Source organism: Microbacterium alkaliflavum, from assembly GCF_044325405.1.
In the GTDB taxonomy this organism is placed as follows: domain Bacteria; phylum Actinomycetota; class Actinomycetes; order Actinomycetales; family Microbacteriaceae; genus Microbacterium; species Microbacterium alkaliflavum.
This window is the reverse complement of the sequence record NZ_JBIQWL010000001.1, coordinates 523,198-544,965: the sequence shown is the minus strand read 5'-3', so window position 1 is coordinate 544,965 and position 21,768 is coordinate 523,198. Positions and strand designations below refer to the sequence as shown.

Sequence of the window (21,768 nt, the reverse complement as noted above, 5' to 3'; positions counted from 1 at the left end):
ATCGTGCTGCCGCGCGTGACGCCGCGTCGCGCGCTCCCCGACGAGCTCGCCGCGATCGAGCTCGACCCGTACCGGCGGGCCAGGGTCCACATGATCGCGTCCCTTCTCCTGGACTACCCCGACGAGGCCTGGTTCGCGCGCCTCCCGCGCCTGCAGGCGGAGCTGCGCGATCTTCCCGCGCCGATCGTGGAGCCGCTCGAGGACTTCATGGATGCCGCGGCCGCCGCGGGTGTCACGGAATGGCAGCGGCGCTACGTCATGACGTTCGACCTCAAGCGGAAGTGCAGCCTGTACCTCAGCTACTACGCGACAGGCGACACCCGGAAGCGCGGCACCGCGCTGGTGACCTTCCTCGAGGCGTACCGGGCGGCGGGGTGGGAGTTCGACGCGCGCGAGCTGCCCGACTTCCTCCCGGTCGTGCTGGAGTTCTCCGCACTGAGCGACTCGCCGATCGCGGCCGCGCTCATCGCGTCGCACCGCGACGGCATCGAGGTGCTGCGCGCGGCGCTCGAGGCGATGGACAGTCCCTGGGCCGCCGCCGTCCGCGCCGTCACGCTGTCGCTGCCGCCCATCGACGATGAGACGCGCGAGCGCTTCGTGCGGCTCGTGACCGAGGGGCCGCCCGCCGAAACGGTCGGCCTCAGCTTCCTCGGCTCGCTTCCGCCCTTCCAATCTCTCTCCCAGCGAGGAGTCGCATCGTGAACGCCCTCGACGTCATCCTGTGGGCCGCCCTCCCCTACGCCGCCGGCGCGGTCTTCATCGTCGGACACCTCTGGCGCTACCGCTACGACAAGTTCGGGTGGACGACGAGGTCGAGCCAGAGCTACGAGAGCCGCCTGCTGCGCTGGGGGTCGCCGATGTTCCACATCGGCATCCTCATGGTCATCGCGGGACACGTCGTCGGCCTTCTCGTGCCGCGAGAGTGGCTCTACGCCATCGGCATCTCGGAGGAGATGTACCACTTCGGCGCGACCTTCCTCGGTACGGCGGCGGCGATCCCCACGCTGGCGGGGCTCGCGATCCTCATCTACCGACGCCGGACGGTCGGGGCCGTCTTCCTGGCGACGACCCGGATGGACAAGGTCATGTACATCTTCCTCGGCGTGACGCTCGGGTTCGGCACGCTCGCGACGGTCGTGTACCAGGTGTTCGGGCCCGGGTTCCACTACCGCGAGACGATCTCGCCGTGGATCCGCAGCATCCTCCTCTTCCAGCCGCAGCCGGAGCTCATGACCGAGGTGCCGCTGCTCTTCCAGCTGCACGTGCTGTCGGCGTTCGCGCTGTTCGCGCTCTGGCCCTTCACCCGGCTCGTCCACGTGTTCTCCGCACCGATCGGCTACCTCACGCGCCCGTACATCGTCTACCGCTCGCGCGACGCGCAGCGCGGCGCGCGCCCCGTTCGCCGCGGGTGGGACCCCGTCCGCACGCCCGACCCCGAGCGGCTCCGGCGGCCCTGATCCGCCGCCTGCGCCGGAACCGGAGTTTCGACGCAGGCAGGACGTCCCGGCGAGCGTCGGCCTGCGGCGGCGAAAGCCCCTGTTCTGGTGAGTGGATGCCGCGCCGCGGCGTCAGCCTCGCGCGAAGACGCGGACCGGCAGCGCCCGGAAACCCGCGAGGGGCGGCTCCTCCCGCACGACGGGCCCGGCGAGGTCGATCTCTCCGGCGGCCAGGACGGCCCGGAGCAGCACGCGCAGCTCGCGTGTCGCGAGGCCGCGGCCGGGGCACGCGTGCACGCCGGTGCCGTAAACCAGGTTGCGCGCAGCGTGCCCGACCGGGTCGAACGCGTCGGGATCGGCGAACGCCTCGGGATCGCGGTTCGCCGCCCGCCAGTCGAGGACGATCGTCTCGCCGGCCTGGACGGGGCATCCCGAGACCTCGGCGTCAGCCGTCGCGCGCCGCCGGCTGGAGACGAACGGGTCGTCGAGGCGGAGGATCTCGTCGATCGCAGCGTCCATCGCGGCATCGTCGGCCGCGGCGAGGTGAACGCGATGCCCCGGATGGGTCGCGACCCAGTGCACGACCGCCGCGACGCACAGCGCGAGCGACGACAGGTCGCCGCCGGTCCAGTTGCGCAGCACCGAGACGACCTCGTCGTCGGAGATGCGACGACCGTCGTCCCAGCGCAGCGACATCAGCAGGCCCGTCAGGTCGTGGAGCTTGCGGCCGCGACGCTCGGCGATGAGCACGCGGATGATGTCGTCGAACCTCGCCGCCGCGCCGGCTGCGGCGTGCGGATTCCCGCTCCGCCCTGCGGCGCGATGCTCCCCCACCCACTCGACGAGGTCGTCCTCGAGCACCCCGCCCCAGCCGAGCCACGCCGACTGCGCGCGGACCGCATACAGCACACCGAGATCGGCGACGGCGTCGAACGGCCGGGCGCCGAGCGTGCCCACGAGTGTGCCCGCGATCTGCGCGAGGCGCGGCTCGAGCTCGTCGAGGGCGGGCGGGTGGAAGAAGGGGGCGAGCAGCCGCGTCGCGCGGGCGTGCTCGGCGCCGTCGAGCCCGTTCGGGATCTGCAGATGCCGCGACACGGCGTTCGAGAAGCGTTCGGGATCATGTGCGATGCGTGTGGCGTCGGCCTGCGACGAGACGACGAGCCGTCCGTGCCCGTCACGCGGGCACTCAGCCGACGTGGAAGACACCTCGCGCGCCCTTCTCGGCGTCGCTCATCCGGTGGGTGACGAACGGGTAGTCGCCCGGCTCGGGGAAGACGAGCTCTGCGAAGCCGCCTTGCGCGGGCTGCAGCGCGAGCGCCTGCGATCCGCCGGGGTCGTCCGGCCGGAGGGTGTACGCGCCTTCCAGGTAGACCGTGTCGAACTGCCCGCCGACGATGTGGAATGACGACGGGCCGTCGGGCCCGGCATCGAGCACCCAGACGCGCACCCGCTGGCCGGCCGTGGCGTCGAGCGGGCGGTGCACGTACTGGTCGGCGTAGCCGTTGAACGCGACCAGATCGGGCGTCCCGGCCGCGATCTTGGCAGCATCCGCGGGCGCGCCTGGCGGCCCGAGGTACAGCTCGCCCTGCACGAGGACGTACTCCCGGTCGGCCGGCGCGAGGTCGGGCGGGTCGATGATCACCGCGCCGTACATGCCGTTCGCGATGTGCATCGACATCGGCATCGTCGAGCAGTGGTACATCCAGATTCCCGCCCGTGTGGCCGTGAAGGCGTAGGTCAGTGTCTGACCCGGCTGAATCGTGCGCATCGGCCCGTCGGGCGCGAGCGAGCCCGCGTGGAAATCGATCGAGTGGCCGATCGATCCGTCGTTGACGAGCGTGATCTCGAAGCGGTCTCCGACCTTGCCGCGCAGCACGGGCCCCGGTGCGGTGCCGCCGAATGTCCATCGCGTCTGCGAGACGCCCGGTGCGACATCCGTCACGACCTCTTCGACGTGGAGGGTGACACGGTGCACCGCCTCGTCGGTGGCGGGGGCGAGAGCCGCGGGCCAGGCCTCGAAGTCGTCGGCCGGTGCGCGCTGCAGGTCGACGTCGGCGGCAGCGCTTCCGGACGCCGCACCCGCACCCGCCGCCATGCCGGCGTGGTCCGCGGTGTCGCCGGATGGTGCGCCGACGGCGTGCACCGTGAGCGCCATCCCCATCTGGCGGTGACCCGCGATGGAACACCAGCCCTCGAAGTCGGCGCCGACGAGTCCGACGTCGATCGTCTCGGAGGCGCCCGGAGCCAGCCGCTGGGTGCGCACGCCGTTCGCGAAGGTGAGGTCGTGCACGTCGGATCCGGTGTTCTCGAATGTCACGACGAGGCGGTCCCCGTACGGCACCTCGATGACGGCGGGATCGAAGTGCATGGCCTGCACGCGGACCGTGACCTCGGTCGTCGCGCCTGTCGCCACGACGTCCTGGCTCGCCGCGACCGTCGAGATCCCCGCCGCCGCGGGGTCGACCGCGATGCCCGTCCCGACACACAGCACGAGGATGCCGGCCGCCGAGAGGGTCGCGACGACCCTCGGCCGCCGCGGCTCGGGCGGCGTGGCCAGCGGCATCCCGATCGAGACCCGGCCCCAGCGGCCGGGACTGTCGCCCTCGGAGCGACGCACGCGACGCCCGACGACGATCGCCCGCACCGCGAGCCCGACGAATGCGACGACAGTCCCCACCGCGACGAACGAGAGGAGCACCCTCGCGAGCGACGGCAGGGGCACGAGGGAGAGCGCGATGGCGCCGTTGAACGCGATCACGCGGAAGGCGGCACCGCGGTCGAGCACATGCGCGCCCGCCTTGGCCGCCGCGGGGCTGCCCAGCGCCACGACGGGGAGCAGATAGCTCAGGGCTCCCGTCACGATCTGCACGGCGAAGCCGACGACGAGCGGGCCGAGCATGACGAGGTAGCCCGAGCGGAGCGTCGCCCAATCCGGCGCTCCCGCAGCCTGGATCGCGAGCACCACCGCGGCGACGACGACCCAGCAGAATCCGGCGGCGAGGCTCCATCCGGCGAAGCTCGCGGGCGGCATGGCGCGCGCCTCGCGCCATCCGTCGACTCCGAGCCGAACGGCGCCCGCGAGCCAGACCGCCATCCCGACCGCGACGAGCAGACGAAGATCGGCGATCGGCCCCGCGGCGGCGATGAGGAGCCCGGCCACCAGTACGGGCAGCGCGTGCCGAGCCGCGGCATCCGCAGTCTTGGGCATGCGTGCATGCAGGACGGTCGGCCACAGCAGCACGAGAGTTCCGAGCACGGTGAGGCCGATCCACCCGTACGCGTTGAGGACGAGGTGCGCCGTCACGAGGCGATCGGCGAGGTCGGGCCGCGTCGCCGTGACGACGCCGACGGCGATGCCGGCGAAGAACACGCCGCACGCAGCGATGTAGTACTGCACGAGGGGTGCGAAGCGCGCGGGGAGCGCTGTGTGCGTCTGCGTGCCCAGGACGATCGCGTGCGCCACGACGGCGATCGCGACGATCCCTCCGCCCACGGCGACGAGCGTGATCGCTCCCGTGAGCATGCCGACGACGACGAGCGCCGCACCCGCTGTGTGCAGCGCGAGCCGCGCGCCGAGGCCCACCCGGCCGCCCGGTGCGGCGCGCCGCAGCAGCGTGTCGGCGAAGTGCTGCGACCAGATCAGGATCGCAGCCGTTGCGGCGCCGAGCAGCGGAACGTGCACCAGCAGCCACAGCGGCTGGTCGACGAACCGGTGCACGCCGACGGCGACGAGGGCGAGCACGATCCAGGCGAGCACGACGGAGTTGGTCAAGAGGTACCAGTCGCGCCGCGACAGGGCGGGGCGGCGTGGGGGCGCGGCATCCACTCTTCGACGCTAGAACTCCGCCGTGGCGCGCGTTCCGCTGACGACCGTGCTTATTGCTCGGCGGTCGCGCTGATGCTGCTCCCCTGCTCGGCGGTTGCGGTGATGCCGTCCCCCTGATCCGCGGTCGCGCTGACGCTGCTCTCCTGCTCCGCGGTCGCGGTGATGCGGTTCGCCATGCCGCGGAAGATGAAGCCGTGGAACGGCAGCACGGCGAGCCAGTAGAGGCGGCCGGCGAGACCGAGCGGGAAGAATACCGCGCGCTGGTCGTAGCGCGAGCCGGCCCCGTCGCCGCTCGCCCGCAGCTCGAGCCAGGCGAGCCCGGGCACTTTCATCTCGGCGCGCAGCCGGAGCAGCCTGCCCGGCTCGATCGCCTCGACGCGCCAGAAGTCCAGGGCGTCGCCGACCTCCAGCCGTGACCGGCTGCGTCGTCCGCGCGCGAGCCCGACACCGCCGACGAGTTTGTCCATCCACCCGCGCGCCGCCCACAGCAGCGGCTGCGAGTACCAGCCGTTGACTCCCCCGATGCCCTCGATCACGCGCCACAGGTGTTCGGGGCTCGCGGTGGTGTGCGCCGTGCGCACGTTGGTGAAGACCGTGCGGCCGGCCCATTCGGGGTCGCTCGGCAGCGGGTCGCTCGGAACGCCGAGCACTTCGGCGTCGCGCCAGCTCGTCTCGACGATGTCGGCCTCCTCGCGTCCGAGCGCGAGCACGACGGCACGACGGTACGGGGTGAGTCCTTCGGCGGGCGGCGGGATGAGCGTGTCGACGTCGCGGTTCTTCACGACGCAGTCGTTCTGCAGCGACTCCACGAGCGGCTGCGCGATCGACCGCGGGATCGGCGTCACGAGGTTGACCCAGTGCGAGGCGAGCCGCGGCGTGAGCACGGGCAGCGCGGCGATCGGACGCTGCGGGAGCCCCGCCTCGACCGCGTAGCCGTTCATCATCTGCCCGTATCGCAGCACGTCGGGCCCGCCGATGTCGACCGCGCGGTTCACGTCGGCCGGCACGCGGGCCGCCCCGAGCAGGTAGTGCAGCACGTCGCGCACCGCGATCGGCTGGATGCGGTTGCGCACCCACTTCGGCGCCGGCATGTACGGCAGCACTTCGGTGAGATGCCGGACCATCTCGAACGAGGCCGACCCGGAGCCGATCACGACCCCCGCCTGCAGCACGAGGGTCGGTGCGCCCGACCGGAGGAGGATCTCGCCCACTTCGACCCGTGACCGCAGATGCGGCGAGAGTTCGGCATCGTCGGGATGCAGTCCGCCGAGGTAGACGATGCGCTTCACGCCCGCCGCGCCGGCGGCCTCCGCGACCGTGCGCGCCGCGTGCCGGTCGGCCTCCTCGAAGCCCCGCCCGGCCGACATCGAATGCACGAGGTAGTAGAGCACGTCCACGTCGTGCACGGCATCGCCGACGGCCGCGGCATCCGTCGCATCACCGACCTTCGTCTCGACGCGGGTCGCCCAGTCGAACGTCGCGACGCGGGCCGCGCCGCGCGCGAGCACCCGCACGCGGTACCCGGCGGCGAGGAGGCGGGGCACGAGGCGTCCGCCGATGTACCCCGTCGCCCCGAGCACGAGGGCGACGGGTGGCGAGCCGTCCGCGCGAGGGATCGCACGCAGCTCGGGCTCGTGCCCGGTGGGCGCCGTGAAGTCGATCACGTCCCCGACGTTAGGCGGGGACGGGATGCCGCGGCCAGGCCTTGTGCGGGGCCGCCCGTCGTGCAACGGGTCGGTGCTACGCGCGGTGCTCGAGCCGCACGACGACGGACTTCGAGGTCGGCGTGCCGCTCACGTCGGCGACCGAGTCGAGCGGCACGAGGACGTTCGTCTCGGGGTAGTACGCCGCCGCGTTGCCGCGCGGCGTGCTGTAGGCGACGATGCGGAACTCCTCCGCGCGGCGCTCCTGCACCGCGCCGTCGGGCCCGATCCACTCCGACACGAGGTCGACGATCTCGTCCTCGGCGAAGCCGAGCACCTGGATGTCCTTCGCGTTGACGAGCACGACGCGGCGGCCGCCCGAGATGCCGCGGTAGCGGTCGTCCTTGCCGTAGATCGTGGTGTTGTACTGGTCGTGCGAGCGCAGCGTCTGGAGGAGCAGCCGGCCCTTCGGGATGCGCGGGTACTCGAGCGGATTGACCGTGAACCGCGCCTTGCCGTCGACCGTCGCGAAGGTGCGCGCATCGCGCGGCCCGTTCGGCAGGAAGAACGTGCGGCCCTTGTCGATCCGCTGCTCGTAGTCCTCGAAGCCCGGGATCACATTCTGGATGTGCGTGCGGATGAGCGCGTAATCGTCCTCGAGCGCGGTCCAATCGGCCTGCGGCACGTTGAGCGGATGCCCCACCGCGGCACTGTCGGTCCGCTGGCCCTCTCGGCCGGGAGCCCGTTCGACCTGCGAGTGCTCGATCTCCGCACGGTCGTGCACGCCGGTGCCGACGGGCACGGGCCGGGGCCCGCTCGCCCCGAACACGAGCGCGCACAGGCGCGCGACGATCGCCACCTCGCTCAGCAGGTCTTCCGAGGGCGGTGCCAGGCGTCCGCGCGACGAGTGCACGGCGCCCATCGAGTCCTCGACCGACACGCGCTGCTCCTTGCCGCCGCGCTTGTCGCGATCGGTGCGGCCCAGGGTCGGGAGGATGATCGCACGCTTGCCCGTCACGACGTGCGACCGGTTGAGCTTCGTCGACACCTGCACCGTGAGGTCGACACTGCGCATGCCTGCCTCGACGACCTCCGTGTCGGGGGTCGCCGAGATGAAGTTGCCGCCCATTCCCATGAAGAAGCGCACGCCGCCGTCGCGCATCGCGCGGATGGCCTCCACGGTGTCGTAGCCGTGCTCGCGGGGCGCGGCGAACGCGAACTCGGCGTCCAGCGCGTCGAGGAACTTCGCCGACGGCTTCTCGTAGATGCCCACCGTGCGGTCGCCCTGCACGTTGGAGTGGCCGCGCACAGGGCACACCCCTGCGCCGGGACGCCCGATATTGCCCTGCAGGAGCAGCATGTTGACGACGTCGCGCAGGGTCGGGACGGAGTGCTTGTGCTGCGTGAGTCCCATCGCCCAGCACACGATCGTCGACTTCGAGTCGCGCACCGTCTCTCCGACACGGCGCAGCACCGACTCCGGCAGGCCCGTCGCGGCGACGAGCTCACGCCACGAGACATCCGCCATCGCCTGCGTGTAGGCGTCGAACCCGCTCGTGTGCTCCGCGATGAACGCGTGATCGAGGACGCCGCCATCGCGCTCTTCGATCTCGAGGAGGTGCTTGCCGATCGCCTGGAAGAGCGCCTGGTCGCCGCCGAGCCGGATCTGCAGGAACTCGTCGGCGAGCTTCGTGCCGCCGAACGCGACGCCCCGCACCGTCTGCGGGTTCTCGAACCGCATGAGCCCGGCCTCGGGAAGCGGGTTGACGGCGATGATCGTCGCCCCGTTGCGCTTGGCCTTCTCGAGCGCGCTCAGCATGCGCGGGTGGTTCGTGCCGGGATTCTGACCCGCGACGATGAGCAGGTCCGCCTCGTGCACGTCTTCGATCGAGACGGTGCCCTTGCCGATGCCGATCGTCTCGGTCAGGGCCGAGCCCGACGACTCGTGGCACATGTTCGAGCAGTCCGGCAGGTTGTTCGTGCCGAGGCCGCGCACGAGCAGCTGGTACATGAACGCGGCTTCGTTCGACGTGCGGCCCGACGTGTAGAAGACGGCCTCATCGGGGTCGTCCAGACCCCTCAGCGCTCGGGCGATCTCCAGCAGCGCACCCGCCCACGTGATGGGGCGGTAGTGCGTGTCGCCCGCCTCGAGCAGCATCGGCTGGGTGAGGCGACCCTGCTGGCCGAGCCACCAGTCGTCGTGGGCCTCGAGCTCGGCCATGGAGTGCTGCGCGAAGAAGTCGGCACCCACGCGGCGCAGCGTCGCCTCCTCGGCGACGGCTTTGGCGCCGTTCTCGCAGAACTCAGCGATGTGCCGTTTGTCCTCCTCGGGCCACGCGCAGCCCGGGCAGTCGAAGCCGTCCTTCTGGTTGACGCGCAGCAGTGACTCGACGCTGCGCTTCACCCCCATCTGGTCGTTCGCGATCTGCAGGGCGTGCAGCACCGCGGGCACGCCGACGGCGACCTTCTTGGTGCTCGAATGCCGGACCTTCGACTCGTCGATGTCGGCGGTGGGGGCGCGCTTGGCCATGATGCTTCCTCGCGTGGCAGGGGCCGGGCACCAGATGCCGGGGCCTTCTCCCATGCTAGGTCTGCGTCACCCCTCGGGATCCGCAGGCTTCTGCTGAGCGGGACGAAGCGCCGAGGTCAGCGCCGCCCGTTGCCGAACACGCCGCGGATGACGCTCGACAGGATCGCCTCTGTCGACCGGGAGTTCAGGATCGACTCGAGGGGCGACTTCTCCTGCTTGCGCGACGTGCGGGTCGTGCCGGACGTCTTCTTCATGAGCCGCTCGTACTCGGCCTGCGCCTTCCTCTCGGCGGCGGCCTGAGCCTTGTCGGCCGCGGCCTGCTGCTTGGCGTAGTCGGCATCGGCCTTCGCCTTCGCGATCGCGGCCTCATCGGCGGCGGCGGCCTCGGCTGCCGCGTTCATCTTGGCCGTGAGGATCTCGCGCGCCGACTCGGGGTCGACCGCCGTGCCGTACTTCGCGAGAAGAGGGGATGCCGCGACCGCCGCCTCGATCTGCGCGTCGGGTGTCGGCGACATGAGTCCCTGCGGCGCGCGCAGGCGCGTCCACGCGACAGGCGTCGGCGCGCCCTTCTCGCTCATGACCGTGACGATCGCCTCGCCCGTGCCGAGCTCCTGCAGCGTGCGCTCGAGGTCGTAGCCCGACTTCGGGTAGGTGCCGACCGTCGCCCGCAGCGCCTTCGCGTCGTCGGGAGTGAACGCGCGCAGGGCGTGCTGCACGCGCGAGCCGAGCTGCCCGAGCACGTCGGACGGCACGTCCTTGGGGGTCTGCGTCACGAAGAAGACGCCGACGCCCTTCGAGCGGATGAGCCGCACGGTCTGCACGATCGCCGCCGTGAAGTCCTTCGACGCGTCCGTGAAGAGCAGGTGCGCCTCGTCGAAGAAGAACACGAGCTTGGGCTTGTCGAGGTCGCCCACCTCGGGCAGCAGCTCGAACAGCTCGGCGAGCAGGTACATGAGGAACGTCGAGAAGAGCGCGGGCTTGTCGGCGACACCGGGAACCTCGAGGAGCGAGATGATGCCCCTCCCGTCGGGCGCCGTGCGCAGGAACTCCCCGACCTCGAACTCGGGCTCGCCGAAGAACACGTCAGCGCCGGCGTCGGCGAAGGTGATGAGCTCGCGCAGGATCACCCCGGCGGTGGCAGCCGAGAGCCCGCCGAGCGTCTTGAGCTCGGCCTTGCCCTCGTCGCTCGTGAGGTAGGTCAGCACGGCGCGGAGATCGGACAGGTCGACGAGGGCGAGGCCGTGCTCGTCGGCGTAGTGGAAGACGAGCCCGAGACTCGACTCCTGCGTCTCGTTGAGGCCGAGCACCTTGCTCAGCAGCAGGGGGCCGAAGCCGCTCACCGTCGCGCGGACGGGCACACCCTTGCCGATTCCGCCGAGTGCGAAGTACTCCGTGACCGACGCCTCGGGCTTCCAGTCCTGGCCGATCGCGGCGGTGCGCGCGAGCAGCTTGTCGTTCGGCACGCCGGGCGTCGCGACGCCCGACAGGTCGCCCTTGATGTCGGCCGCGAACACGGGCACGCCCTTCGCCGCGAGCTGCTCGGCGAGCCCCTGCAGCGTGCGCGTCTTGCCCGTGCCGGTCGCGCCCGCGACGAGGCCGTGCCGGTTCATCATGCCGAGCGGAATGCGGATCTGCGCCTCTTTCACGGGATCGCCCCCATTGAGGAGAGCGCCGAGGTCGAGAGTCGTTGCTTCGAACGTGTACCCGGAGATGATGTTCGCGATTTGATCCGCGTTGAGAGGACCGGATTCGGTCTCCGATCGTGCGGGGGAAGCACTGGGGGCCTGGGCAGCGGAGGGTTGGGTGGGCGCTCCCGCGGGCCCTGGGGCCGTGGAACCGGACGTCGGGTCGCCGAGTGTCGCGTCGCTGGGCGACGGCGCCGGGTCGCCGGGCGCCGCGTGGGAGGGTGCCGGCGTCGGGTCGCCGGGTGCGGGTGCGACGGGAGCGGGCGCCGGCTGCGCCGGCGACGCGGGGCTCGCGACTTGGGCCGGGGCGGCGGCGCGGGCCTTGGCGGCGGCGGCCTCGGCGGCGGCGAGCGCCGCCTTCGCCTGCGCGGCTTTCAGCTGGGCTTCGGCGGCTTCCGCCTCTGCGCGCAGGCGTGCGAGCTCGGCTTCAGCGGCGGCGACAGCGGGATCTGCGGAAGCGGCATCGCTCATGGGCACAGCCTAGCCACGGCCCCGACAGCGCCGGCCGGCCGCATGCCTCAGCCCATGCGGCGGCGGGCCGCGGCCGGGCCCACGCGCCCACAGGCTCCACCCGACGCGTCAGCGGCGAGTGGAGAGGGCGGGGGTACCCTCACCGGTTGGTCTCCTTCGGAACCGTCACGCGCGGCACGGGTTCGCGCCGGACGAGCCCGATGAAGATCGCGGCGAGCACGAGCGCGACGCCCGCGCCCGCCATCGCACCGCCGAGGGTGTCGCTGAGCCAATGCGCGTGCAGGTACGTGCGGCTCAGCGCCATGAGCAGCACATAGACGGCGCCGCCGATGAAGACGACGAGGCGCGGGAAGACGATCGCGACCGCGGTGGCGATCGTCGCCGCGTTCGCGACATGGCCGGAGGGATACGACCCGTAGTCCGAGACCACCTGGATGTCTTCCGGGCGGGCGCGACCGAACGTGTGCTTGAGGAGCTGCACGAGCAGGGCCGAGGCGACCGACGACGCCACGAAGTAGGCCGCCGACCACGGCCGACGCAGGAAGACGAGGGTCAGAGTGATGGCGAGCGGCACGGCGAAGACGCCCACCCACCCCCCGCCGAGGAAGTTCATGACGAGCGAGAAGCCCAGCATGAACGACGACCCCCAGCTCAGAAGCAGGTCGTTCCACCAGACGTCGACCGCGAACGGCGGTGTTCCGCGCACCAGGATCCACGCACCCAGCGCCGTCGAAGCTGCGATCAGGACGAGTCCGATGACGAGCAGCCGCCCGCGGGGCAGGCGAGCCGTCTGAATTCCGGTGGCAACAGCCTTCACGTCCTCCATCGCCCCATTCTGCGGCGGTTCGGTCCGAAGCGATGGGGGTTGACAGGTGGTTTCGCAGATCCACCCGCGAGAAGATGTGCTCATGCCCCGCGTCGTCGATGTCGTCCGCGCCGTCGTCTCGCCGCTCACGCGCACGCGCGTCTTCCGCCGATGGATCGGGCCGCAAGCGCTCCCCGTCGTCGAGCGCGTCGTCTCGCGGCTCACGCACGGGCGGGTGCAGGTGAGCGCGCTGCTCGTGCCGTCGCTCGTGCTCCATACGATCGGCGCGAAGTCCGGCGAGGCACGCGACGCACCGCTCATGTACTGCCCGGACGGGCAGGGCCGGGCGATCGTCGCGGGCACCAACTTCGCGGGCGCGCGGCATCCCGCGTGGACGACGAATCTGCTCGCACATCCCGACGCGGAGATCACCGTGCGCGGCCGCCGCATGGCGGTCTGCGCGACGCCGATCCCCGAGGCGGAGCGCGACGCGACGTGGTCGCGCATCGAGCAGCAGTGGCCCGGATACCGCAACTACGAGCGCGCGTCCGGCCGCACGGTGCGGCTCTTCCGCCTTCAGCCGGTGCGCAAGGCGGAGTCATGAGCATCGTCGATGTCGTCCGCGCGGTCCTCGCACCCGTCACGCGCACGGGCCCGTTCCGACGGTTCGCGACCACCCTGCTCCCGTCGCTCGAGCGGTTCGTCGCCCGTATCTCGCGCGGCCGTGTGCAGCTGACCGCGTTCCTCGTGCCGTCGCTCACGCTGCACACGATCGGTGCGAGGTCGGGCGAGCCCCGCGATGCGCCGCTCATGTTCACGCCGGACGGCAAGGGGCGCGCCCTCGTCGCCGGCACGAATTGGGCCGGTGCGCGCCACCCCGCGTGGACGGCGAACCTGCTGGCGCATCCGGATGCCGAGATCACCGTGCGGGGTCGGCGCATGGCCGTCCGCGCGACGCTCGTCCCCGACGAGGAGCGCGACGCCGCGTGGGCTGTCATGGAGGCGCAGTGGCCCGACTACCGCGACTACGAGCGGGACTCGGGCCGCACCGCGAGGATCTTCGTCCTCCAACCGGTGCACCGCTGAGGCGTCACCCGCTCCGCCCGTTCACCCGTTGTTCACGGGCATCGATCATTCCCGACGGATGAGGATGCGGCCGGACGTTCCTGTCCGGCCCTAGCTTTGCGCTGTCCGGCTCTTTCGCGTTGACATACGAGAAGGGGGCAGAGCATGGACGATCTGGACCTCGCACGGATCCAATTCGCCTTCACCAGCATCTATCACTTCCTGTTCGTCCCGATGACGATCGGCATGTCGATCCTCGTCGCGATCCTGCACACGCGGTGGCACCGCAGGGGCACGCCGGAGCTCAAGCGCGTTCTGCGCTTCTTCGGCGGACTCATGCTGATCTCGGTCGCGGTCGGAGTCGTGACGGGCCTCGTGCAGGAGTTCCAGTTCGGCACGAACTGGTCGGCCTATTCGCGCTTCGTCGGCGACGTCTTCGGCGCGCCACTCGCGATGGAGGGCCTGCTCGCCTTCTTCCTCGAGTCGACGTTCCTCGGGCTGTGGCTGTTCGGCTTCGGCGTACTGCCCCGCACCGTGCACCTCGTGACGGCCTGGATGGTCCCGCTCGGGGCGTGCCTCTCGGCGCTGTTCATCATCGCGGCGAACTCCTGGATGCAGCATCCGACCGGCTACACGATCAATCCGGACACGGGCCGCGCCGAGCTCACCTCGATCGGCGACCTGTTCACGAACCGGGTTTTCGTGTGGAGCTACCTGCATGTGCTGCTCGTGGCGCTCATCTTCGGAGCCTGCCTCATGCTGGCCGTCTCGGCGTGGCAGCTGCGCCGCTCACGCAACGTCGCCGAGTTCTCCTCGACCGCGAAGCTCAGCATCGTCGTGCTCTTCATCGCGGCGCTCCTGCAGATGCAGGTCGGCGGACAGCTCGGCATCAACGAGACGACCTATCAGCCGATGAAGATCGCGGCGGCCGAGGCCAACTGGATGACCTGCCAGCCCTGCTCGTTCTCGCTGCTGCAGATCGGCGGATGGACGGCCGACGACCCGCCGACCAAGATCATCGAGGTGCCGCACCTGCTGTCGCTGCTGGCGACGGGTACGTGGGACGGCGAAGTGCAAGGGCTCACTCCGCTCAACGAGCAGTACCAGCAGCAGTTCGGCGACGGCGACTACATCCCCCCTGTGTTCATCCAGTACTGGTCGATGCGCGTCATGGCATACGGCGGCGCGCTTCTCGTGCTTTTCGCCGCATGGGGACTGTGGGCCATGTGGCGGCGCAAGCTCCCGACCTCCCGCGTCTTCCTGTGGGTGGCGAGCTGGATCATGATCACGCCGTTCTTCATGGCGACTGCGGGGTGGCTGCTCACCGAGAGCGGGCGGCAGCCATGGATCGTGCAGGGTCTGATGATGACTGCGGACGGCCTGTCCGGGTCGGGCACGGCGACGCAGATCATCATCAGCCTCGTCATCGTCGCGACCCTTTACCTCTCGATCGGCGTCGTCGCCGCCGTGCTCATGATCCGGCACGCGCGTCGCGGGATCCCGGACGAATCCTCCGAGGCGGACGCCGCAGACCGCGAGCACGCCGACGACACGACCCCGTCACTGACCTACTGAGAGGAGCCGACGATGGAGCTGCAGACCTTCTGGTTCATCGCCGTCGCCTTCTTCTGGACGGGCTTCTTCGTCCTGGAGGGGTTCGACTTCGGCGTCGGCGCGCTGCACAAGCTGATCGGCCGCGACGATGTCGAGCGCCGCGTCGTCATCAACACGATCGGCCCGGTCTGGGACGGCAACGAGGTGTGGCTCATCGTCGCCGGCGCCGCCATGTTCGCGGCCTTCCCCAACTGGTACGCGACGTGGTTCTCCTCGCTCTATCTCGCGGTGTGGCTGCTCCTCTCGGCGCTCATCCTGCGCGGGGTGTCGTTCGAGTTCCGCGGAAAGTTCCAGGGCGCGTCCTGGCGGGGCCTGTGGAGCTGGACGCTCACGATCGGATCGATCGCGGCGCCGTTCCTGCTCGGCGTGGCTCTCGGGGATCTGCTCGCGGGGCTCCCGGTCAACGCCGACGGTGACTTCACGGGGTCGTTCGCCGACCTGTTCACCCCGTTCGGGCTCCTGTTCGGCGTGACGCTCGTCGTCCTCTGCCTCGTGCACGGCGCCGCGTTCCTGGGCCTGCGCACCACCGGAACCGTGCTGGCCCGGTCGCGCATGATCGTGCGGGCCCTCGCGATCCCCGGCGCGGTCCTGGTCATGATCCTCTCCGTGTGGATCGCCGTGCTCGCCCCCACGGGAGTCTGGGGCATCATCGCGGTGGCGATCCCGATCCTCGCCGCGGCTGCGGCGGCCAGCGGCGCCGTGCTCCGCCGCTCGCGCCTCGTCTTCATCGCGACGGCCGTCACGATCGGCGGCGTCATCGTCGCGCTCTTCGCACACCTCTACCCGACGCTCCTCGTCTCGACCGACCCGTCGGCGTCGCTCACCGTCGAGAACTCGTCGTCGAGCGAGTACTCGCTCCAGGTCATGACGGTGGTCGCACTCGTCATGGTCCCGATCGTCCTGGCCTATCAGGCGTGGAGCTACGTCGTCTTCCGTCGGCGCCTGACCTCGCCCGTCGTCGCCCTCGCCGGGGTGCGCGACCCGCGCGGCACCGCCTGACGCTCTGCCACCATCCCTCCCCATCGCCTCGAAGGAGTCCTGACATGCCCGACATCCCCGCCTCGCGAAGCGCCGCCGCGAAGACCGCGGAGGGCGTCCGCCTCGCTGCGACAGCAGACGTCGCGTGGCGGGACTGGGGACCATACCTCTCCGAGCGGGCCTGGGGCACCGTGCGCGAGGACTACAGCGCCGGCGGCGACGCGTGGGACTCGTTCCCGCACGACCACGCTCGGTCGCGCGTCTACCGCTGGAACGAGGACGGCATGGCCGGCTTCAGCGACGAGAGCCAGACCTGGTGCCTGTCGCTCGCTCTGTGGAACGGCGTCGACCCGATCCTCAAAGAGCGCATGTTCGGGCTCACGGGTCCGCAGGGAAACCACGGGGAGGACGTCAAGGAGTACTGGTGGTACCTCGACGGCACCCCGACGCACTCCTGGAACACGTGGCGCTACCACTACCCGCAGCGCGAGTTCCCGTACGGCGACCTCGTGGCCGAGAACGCGCGTCGCGGCAAACTCGAGCCCGAGTACGAGCTCGTCGACACCGGCGTCTTCGCCGAGGACCGCTACTGGTCGGTGACGGTCGACTACGCGAAGGAGGGGCCGCACGACCTCCTCATGAACATCACGGTCGAAAACGCCGGACCCGAAGAGGCGACGATCCACGTGCTCCCGACGCTGTGGTTCCGCAACATCTGGTCGTGGGGCTACCCCGAGAACGACAAGCCCGTGCTGCGTGCCGAGGGCGGCCGCATCGTGGGCGAGCACTCGCGCTCAGGGCCGCTCGTGCTCACCGGCGACGGCTCAGCCGAGGCCCTCTTCTGCGACAACGAGACGAACACCGAGCGGCTCTACGGCTCTCCGGGATCCCCCTACCCCAAAGACGGCATCAACGACCACGTCCTGCACGGCGCGCAGACGGTCAACCCCGACCAGGTCGGCACGAAGGCTGCTCTCCACTACGTGCTGACGGTCCCCGCGGGCGGCTCCGCCCGTGTACGGGTGCGGCTCGTCGGCGCCGCGACGCTCGGCGTGGACACCCCCGCCGAGGCGCTCGCGAACACGCCCGTCGACGTCGCGAAGGACTTCGACCGCATCCTCGAGCGCCGCCGCAACGAGGCCGACAAGTTCTACGACGCGACGATCCCCGCGGCGCAGGATTCAGAGGAGTACCGCGTCGCGCGGCAGGCGTTCGCGGGGCTGCTGTGGGGCAAGCAGTTCTACCACTACGACGTGGCGCGCTGGCTCACCGGCGACCCCGGCAATCCTCCGCCCCCGCCTGGCCGCGGCGACGTCCGCAACGGACGCTGGCAGAACCTCAACAGTCACGACGTGATCCTGATGCCCGACCCGTGGGAGTACCCGTGGTTCGCGGCATGGGACCTCGCGTTCCACTGCGTCACGCTCGCGCACATCGACCCCGCGTTCGCGAAGGATCAGCTGCTCCTGCTCCTGCGCGAGTGGTACATGCATCCGGGCGGCCAGCTCCCCGCGTACGAGTGGGACTTCTCCGACGTCAATCCGCCCGTGCACGCGTGGGCCGCGATCCGCGTCTTCGAGATCGACGGCCGCACCGACTTCGACTTCCTCGCGCGCGTCTTCCACAAGCTGCTGATCAACTTCACGTGGTGGGTCAACAGCAAGGATCGCGAGCGCGACAACCTGTTCGAGGGCGGGTTCATGGGCCTCGACAACATCTCACCGCTGGACCGATCGAGCCTCACGCCAGACGTCGGCTACCTCGAGCAGGCCGACTCCACGGGCTGGATGGCGATGTACGCGATCGACCTGCTCGACATCGCCCTGCGCCTCGCGCTGCACGATTCCGCGTACGAGGACATCGCGACGAAGTTCCTCGAGCACTTCCTCGCCATCGCGACGGCCGCCAACAGCGGCATCATGTGGGACGACGAGGATGCCTTCTACTACGACGTCTTCCACCGCGCCGACGGCGTGGATCTGCCCGTCAAGGTGAAGTCTCTCGTCGGCCTCGTCCCTCTCCGCGCATCGCTCGCATACGACATCGACCTCGTCGGCGACGCGCTGCCGGGCTTCCGCGAGCGAGGCCTGTGGTGGCTCGGGAACCACCCGGGCGACGCGAGCCTGTTCCACACCCGCGACATCGACGGCGTGCGGCACCGCCTCCTCGCCCTCATCCCGCCTGACCGGCTCGTGCGGCTGCTCGGCAACCTCTTCGACGAAAGCGGGCTGCTCGGGCCCTACGGCATCCGCTCGATCTCGGCCTGGCACCGCGACCACCCCTTCTCGCTGCAGGTGGGCGACCAGGTCGCGACCGTCGACTACGAGCCGGCCGAGTCGACGACCAACCTCTTCGGCGGCAACTCCAACTGGCGCGGGCCCGTATGGATGCCCCTCAACGTCATGCTCGTCGAGGCGCTCCGCGACTACGACAAGCTCTCGCCCGAGGAGTTCGCCGTCGAGTACCCCGCCGGGTCGGGCGTCACCCAGCCCCTCCGCGATTCCGCCGACGACATCGCGCGCCGGCTGATCTCGATGTTCCTCCCCGGCGAGGACGGACGCCGGCCGGTGCACGGCTGGTACGACCTGCTCGCGACCGACCCCCGCTGGAAGGACAACCTGCCCTTCCACGAGTACTTCCATGGCGACACCGGCATGGGGCTGGGCGCCGAGCACCAGACGGGGTGGACGGCGCTCGTCGCCCACCTCGTCATGACCACCCCGGCCGCATCGTCGGCCTCGAAGCGGAAGGACGCATCGAAATGACCCTTGAAGGAAAGGTCGCCATCGTCACGGGCGGCAACAGCGGGATCGGGAAGGCCATCGTGCTCGAGCTGGTGGCTCAGGGCGCGTCGGTGGTCATCGACTGGGTGACGCACCCCGAGGCCACCGACGAGCTCGAGCAGCAACTCCACGCGCTCGGCGACGACAAGGTCACGGGCGTCGAGGCCGACGTGAGCAAGGTCGACGACCTCGAGAAGCTCGTGGATGCCGCGGTCTCGACGTTCGGCCGCCTCGACATCATGGTCAACAACGCGGGCGTCGAGACGCGGACCGACGTGCTGTCGACGACGGAGGAGCAGTACGACTTCGTCCTCGACGTCAACCTCAAGAGCGCGTTCTTCGGCACGCAGCTCGCGGCCAAGCAGATGATCGCGCAGGGCGGCGGCGGCGCCATCATCAACATCAGCTCCGTGCACGAGGACTGGCCCATGCCCGGCAACACGGCCTACTGCCTGTCGAAGGGCGGCGCGCGGATGCTGACCCGCACGGCCGGTCAGGAGCTCGGCCCGCACGGCATCCGCATCGTCAACGTCGGCCCCGGCGCCGTCGCGACACCCATCAACACGTCGACGATGGCCGACCCCGAGAAGATGAAGACGCTCGACGCCGCCATCCCCCTCGGCCGGATGGCCCAGCCCGAGGAGATCGCGAGCGTCGTGGCGTTCCTCGGGTCGGACGGCGGGGCGTACCTCAACGCGACGACCGTGTTCGTCGACGGCGGTCTCATGCACTCGAGCCCCGGCCTCTGATCCGTCCCGATCGGCCCGGTCGCGTCGCCGGCGCGGCCGGGCCCTCGTCGTTCGGGCGAGCGCCCTTCGTCGTTCCGGCCGGCGCCGGACCCTCAGGCCAGTGCGACGAGCACGAACGAGCGTGGGCCGATCGTGATCGACCCCGAGGCTGTGGAGCCCGCACGGCCCGGCTCGAAGCTGTCGGATTCGACGGTCACCGCGTCCGCCCACGGCAGGGCGACCTCGAGCGGCTCCCACCAGGCATTGACGAGAACCGCGACGTCCACGTCGAGGAGCGGCTCACCCGCGTCGTCGTGGTCGGCGTCGAGGGTGCCCGAGAGCACGAGTGCGGCGCTCTTGGCTGCGGCATCCGACCAGTCCGCATCCGTCATGAGGTCACCCGCAGGGGTGAACCACCGCACCGCCTCCGGATGCGCGGGATACCGCGTGCGGCGCAGCACGGGATGCCGGTGCCGGAGCCGGATGAGGTTCGCGGTGAAGGCGTTGAGGTCGTGGTCCACGTGGTCCCAGTCCCACCACGTGACCTCGTCGTCGAGACAGTAGGCGTTGTTGTTCCCGCGCTGCGTGCGGCCGATGTCGTCTCCGCCCAGCAGCAGCGGCACGCCCCGCGAGAGCAGGAGCGTCGACAGCATCGCCCGCTGCTGTCGAGCCCGAAGAGCGCCGACGGCGGGGTCGTCCGTCGGTCCCTCGACGCCGCAGTTCCACGACCGGTTGTCGTCGGTGCCGTCGTGATTGTCCTGCCCGTTGGCCTCGTTGTGCTTGCCGTCGTACGACACGAGGTCGGCGAGGGTGAATCCGTCGTGCACGGTCACGAGGTTGACGGAGGCATCCGGCCCCCGCGAATGGCGCGTGTAGAGATCGGGCGAGCCGGTGAGCCGGGCGGCGAGGTCGGGGAGCATGCCGTCGTGGCTGCGCCAGAAGTCGCGCACCGTGTCGCGGAAGCGCCCGTTCCACTCGCTCCAGCCCGCGGGGAAGCGGCCCAGGTCGTAGCTGTCGCCCTGCCCGACATCCCACGGCTCGGCGATGAGGATCACCTGCGCGAGCACGGGATCCTGCGCGACAAGGTCGAAGAAGGCCGACACGGCCGAGAACGAGCCGTCCGAACGGGCGAGACTCGGCGCCAGGTCGAAGCGGAACCCGTCGACGCCCATCTCGGTCACCCAGTATCGGAGGGAGTCCATCATGAGCCGCAGAGTGAAGGGTTCGCCGACGTTGAGCGAATTGCCGCAGCCCGTGGTGTCGACGTAGACCAAGGGGTCCGAAGGCGACAGGCGGTAGTACGTCTTGTTCGCGATGCCGCGGAAGGCGATCGTCGGCCCGTCGGCGCCCGCCTCCGCCGTGTGGTTGTAGACGACGTCGAGGATCACCGAAAGCCCGGCTGTGTGCAGCGCGTCGACCATCTCGCGGAACTCGGTCACCTGGCCGCCGGGTCGCCCCGCGCGCACCTCTGCCGAATACCCCGCGTGGGGCGCGAAGTAGCCGATCGTGTTGTAGCCCCAGTAGTTGGTCAGACCCGCCGCGACGAGGAACGCCTCGGGCACGCTGTGATGCACCGGCAGCAGCTCGACCGCCGTGACCCCGAGCGACGTGAGGTGCGCGATGGCGGCGGGGTGGGCGAGTCCCGCATACGTGCCGCGGAGGGATTCCGGAACACCGGGATGCGTCGCCGTGAAGCCCTTCACGTGCACTTCGTAGATGACCGCGTCGGCGAGCGATCGGCGTGAGGGCGACTCGGTCATCGTCTCGCCGGCGGGCGGCAGCTCGGTCACCACGATGCTCCGCGGCATGACCGCCGCCGAGTCCGCCGTATCGGGCTGGGTCGGGTCGGACGCATCATGACCATAGGCCGCAGGCGTGAACGTGACGTCACCCTCGATCGCCCGCGCGTACGGATCGAGGAGCAGCTTCACGGGGTTGAACCGCCGCCCCGCCGCGGGATCCCAGTCGCCGTGCACGCGGTAGCCGTAGCGCTGACCCGCCTCCACGCCGGTGACGAGCCCATGCCAGATGCCCGCGTCGCGCGCGGGGAGCGCGATCCTCGTCTCGGTGCCGTCCGGGTCGAACAGGCAGAGTTCGACAGCCGTCGCCCTCGGCGCCGCGAGGGCGAAGTTCACGCCGGCGCTGGTCGCGCGGGCACCGAGCGGATAAGGACGACCGGGGCGCACCGTGACCTGCACGAGGCC

General features: G+C 70.5%; 15 protein-coding genes. 8 read left to right on the top strand and 7 right to left on the bottom strand.

All coding sequences use genetic code 11. The features are described 5' to 3' along the window. The first annotated feature begins 3 nt into the window (after positions 1-3). Together narJ and narI are read left to right on the top strand one after the other, a co-directional pair. Positions 4-702, top strand: coding sequence for a nitrate reductase molybdenum cofactor assembly chaperone (gene narJ, locus ACH3VR_RS02235; RefSeq protein ID WP_396639644.1), 699 nt, complete (start codon positions 4-6; stop codon positions 700-702). After that, entirely contained in the window at positions 699-1,457 is a 759-nt protein-coding gene (gene narI, locus ACH3VR_RS02230; protein WP_396639116.1) for a respiratory nitrate reductase subunit gamma, read from the top strand. The genes narJ and narI overlap by 4 nt, the downstream gene beginning before the upstream one ends. A 111-nt stretch (positions 1,458-1,568) precedes the next feature. Here narI and ACH3VR_RS02225 read toward each other — a convergent pair whose 3' ends face one another. The 6 genes from ACH3VR_RS02225 to ACH3VR_RS02200 form a co-directional block, all read right to left on the bottom strand. Next, a complete protein-coding gene (locus ACH3VR_RS02225; protein ID WP_396639115.1) occupies positions 1,569-2,642 on the bottom strand; it encodes a cytochrome P450 in 1,074 nt (357 codons plus the stop codon). Beyond that, positions 2,623-5,262, bottom strand: a complete 2,640-nt coding sequence (locus ACH3VR_RS02220; protein ID WP_396639114.1) for a multicopper oxidase domain-containing protein — start codon at positions 5,260-5,262, stop codon at positions 2,623-2,625. Before ACH3VR_RS02220 ends, ACH3VR_RS02225 begins: the two co-directional genes overlap by 20 nt. Before the next feature lie 50 nt (positions 5,263-5,312). Next, on the bottom strand, positions 5,313-6,926 hold the full coding sequence (locus ACH3VR_RS02215) for an SDR family oxidoreductase (protein ID WP_396639113.1): 1,614 nt from the start codon (positions 6,924-6,926) through the stop codon (positions 5,313-5,315). A gap of 76 nt (positions 6,927-7,002) precedes the next feature. Then, positions 7,003-9,435: an FdhF/YdeP family oxidoreductase gene (locus ACH3VR_RS02210; RefSeq protein ID WP_396639112.1), complete on the bottom strand. Its 2,433-nt coding sequence runs from the start codon at positions 9,433-9,435 to the stop codon at positions 7,003-7,005. A gap of 116 nt (positions 9,436-9,551) precedes the next feature. Further along, the gene (locus tag ACH3VR_RS02205; protein ID WP_396639111.1) at positions 9,552-11,591 is read right to left on the bottom strand and encodes a helicase HerA-like domain-containing protein; all 2,040 of its coding nucleotides are present in this window, start codon (positions 11,589-11,591) and stop codon (positions 9,552-9,554) included. Positions 11,592-11,730: 139 nt separating this feature from the next. Further along, on the bottom strand, positions 11,731-12,417 hold the full coding sequence (locus ACH3VR_RS02200) for a phosphatase PAP2 family protein (protein ID WP_396639110.1): 687 nt from the start codon (positions 12,415-12,417) through the stop codon (positions 11,731-11,733). An 82-nt stretch (positions 12,418-12,499) separates the two neighbouring features. Here ACH3VR_RS02200 and ACH3VR_RS02195 point away from each other — a divergent pair, with 82 nt between their 5' ends. From ACH3VR_RS02195 to ACH3VR_RS02170, 6 genes are all read left to right on the top strand, one after another. Next, complete coding sequence (locus ACH3VR_RS02195; protein ID WP_396639109.1) at positions 12,500-13,000, top strand: nitroreductase family deazaflavin-dependent oxidoreductase; 501 nt, start codon at positions 12,500-12,502, stop codon at positions 12,998-13,000. Continuing rightward, complete coding sequence (locus ACH3VR_RS02190) at positions 12,997-13,482, top strand: nitroreductase family deazaflavin-dependent oxidoreductase (RefSeq protein ID WP_396639108.1); 486 nt, start codon at positions 12,997-12,999, stop codon at positions 13,480-13,482. The genes ACH3VR_RS02195 and ACH3VR_RS02190 overlap by 4 nt, the downstream gene beginning before the upstream one ends. A gap of 144 nt (positions 13,483-13,626) precedes the next feature. Then, a complete protein-coding gene (locus ACH3VR_RS02185; protein ID WP_396639107.1) occupies positions 13,627-15,036 on the top strand; it encodes a cytochrome ubiquinol oxidase subunit I in 1,410 nt (469 codons plus the stop codon). Between the two features lie 12 nt (positions 15,037-15,048). Continuing rightward, positions 15,049-16,074 (top strand): cytochrome d ubiquinol oxidase subunit II, encoded by a 1,026-nt coding sequence (gene cydB, locus ACH3VR_RS02180; protein WP_396639106.1) that lies wholly within the window; start codon positions 15,049-15,051, stop codon positions 16,072-16,074. Positions 16,075-16,118: 44 nt separating this feature from the next. Further along, positions 16,119-18,818 carry an MGH1-like glycoside hydrolase domain-containing protein gene (locus ACH3VR_RS02175; RefSeq protein WP_396639105.1) on the top strand — a complete coding sequence of 900 codons (2,700 nt, stop codon included), beginning with the start codon at positions 16,119-16,121 and terminating at the stop codon, positions 18,816-18,818. Further along, positions 18,815-19,585, top strand: coding sequence for an SDR family NAD(P)-dependent oxidoreductase (locus tag ACH3VR_RS02170; RefSeq protein ID WP_396639104.1), 771 nt, complete (start codon positions 18,815-18,817; stop codon positions 19,583-19,585). Before ACH3VR_RS02175 ends, ACH3VR_RS02170 begins: the two co-directional genes overlap by 4 nt. 92 nt (positions 19,586-19,677) lie before the next feature. Here ACH3VR_RS02170 and glgX read toward each other — a convergent pair whose 3' ends face one another. Beyond that, on the bottom strand, positions 19,678-21,762 hold the full coding sequence (gene glgX / locus ACH3VR_RS02165; protein WP_396639103.1) for a glycogen debranching protein GlgX: 2,085 nt from the start codon (positions 21,760-21,762) through the stop codon (positions 19,678-19,680). Between the last annotated feature and the right edge of the window lie 6 nt (positions 21,763-21,768).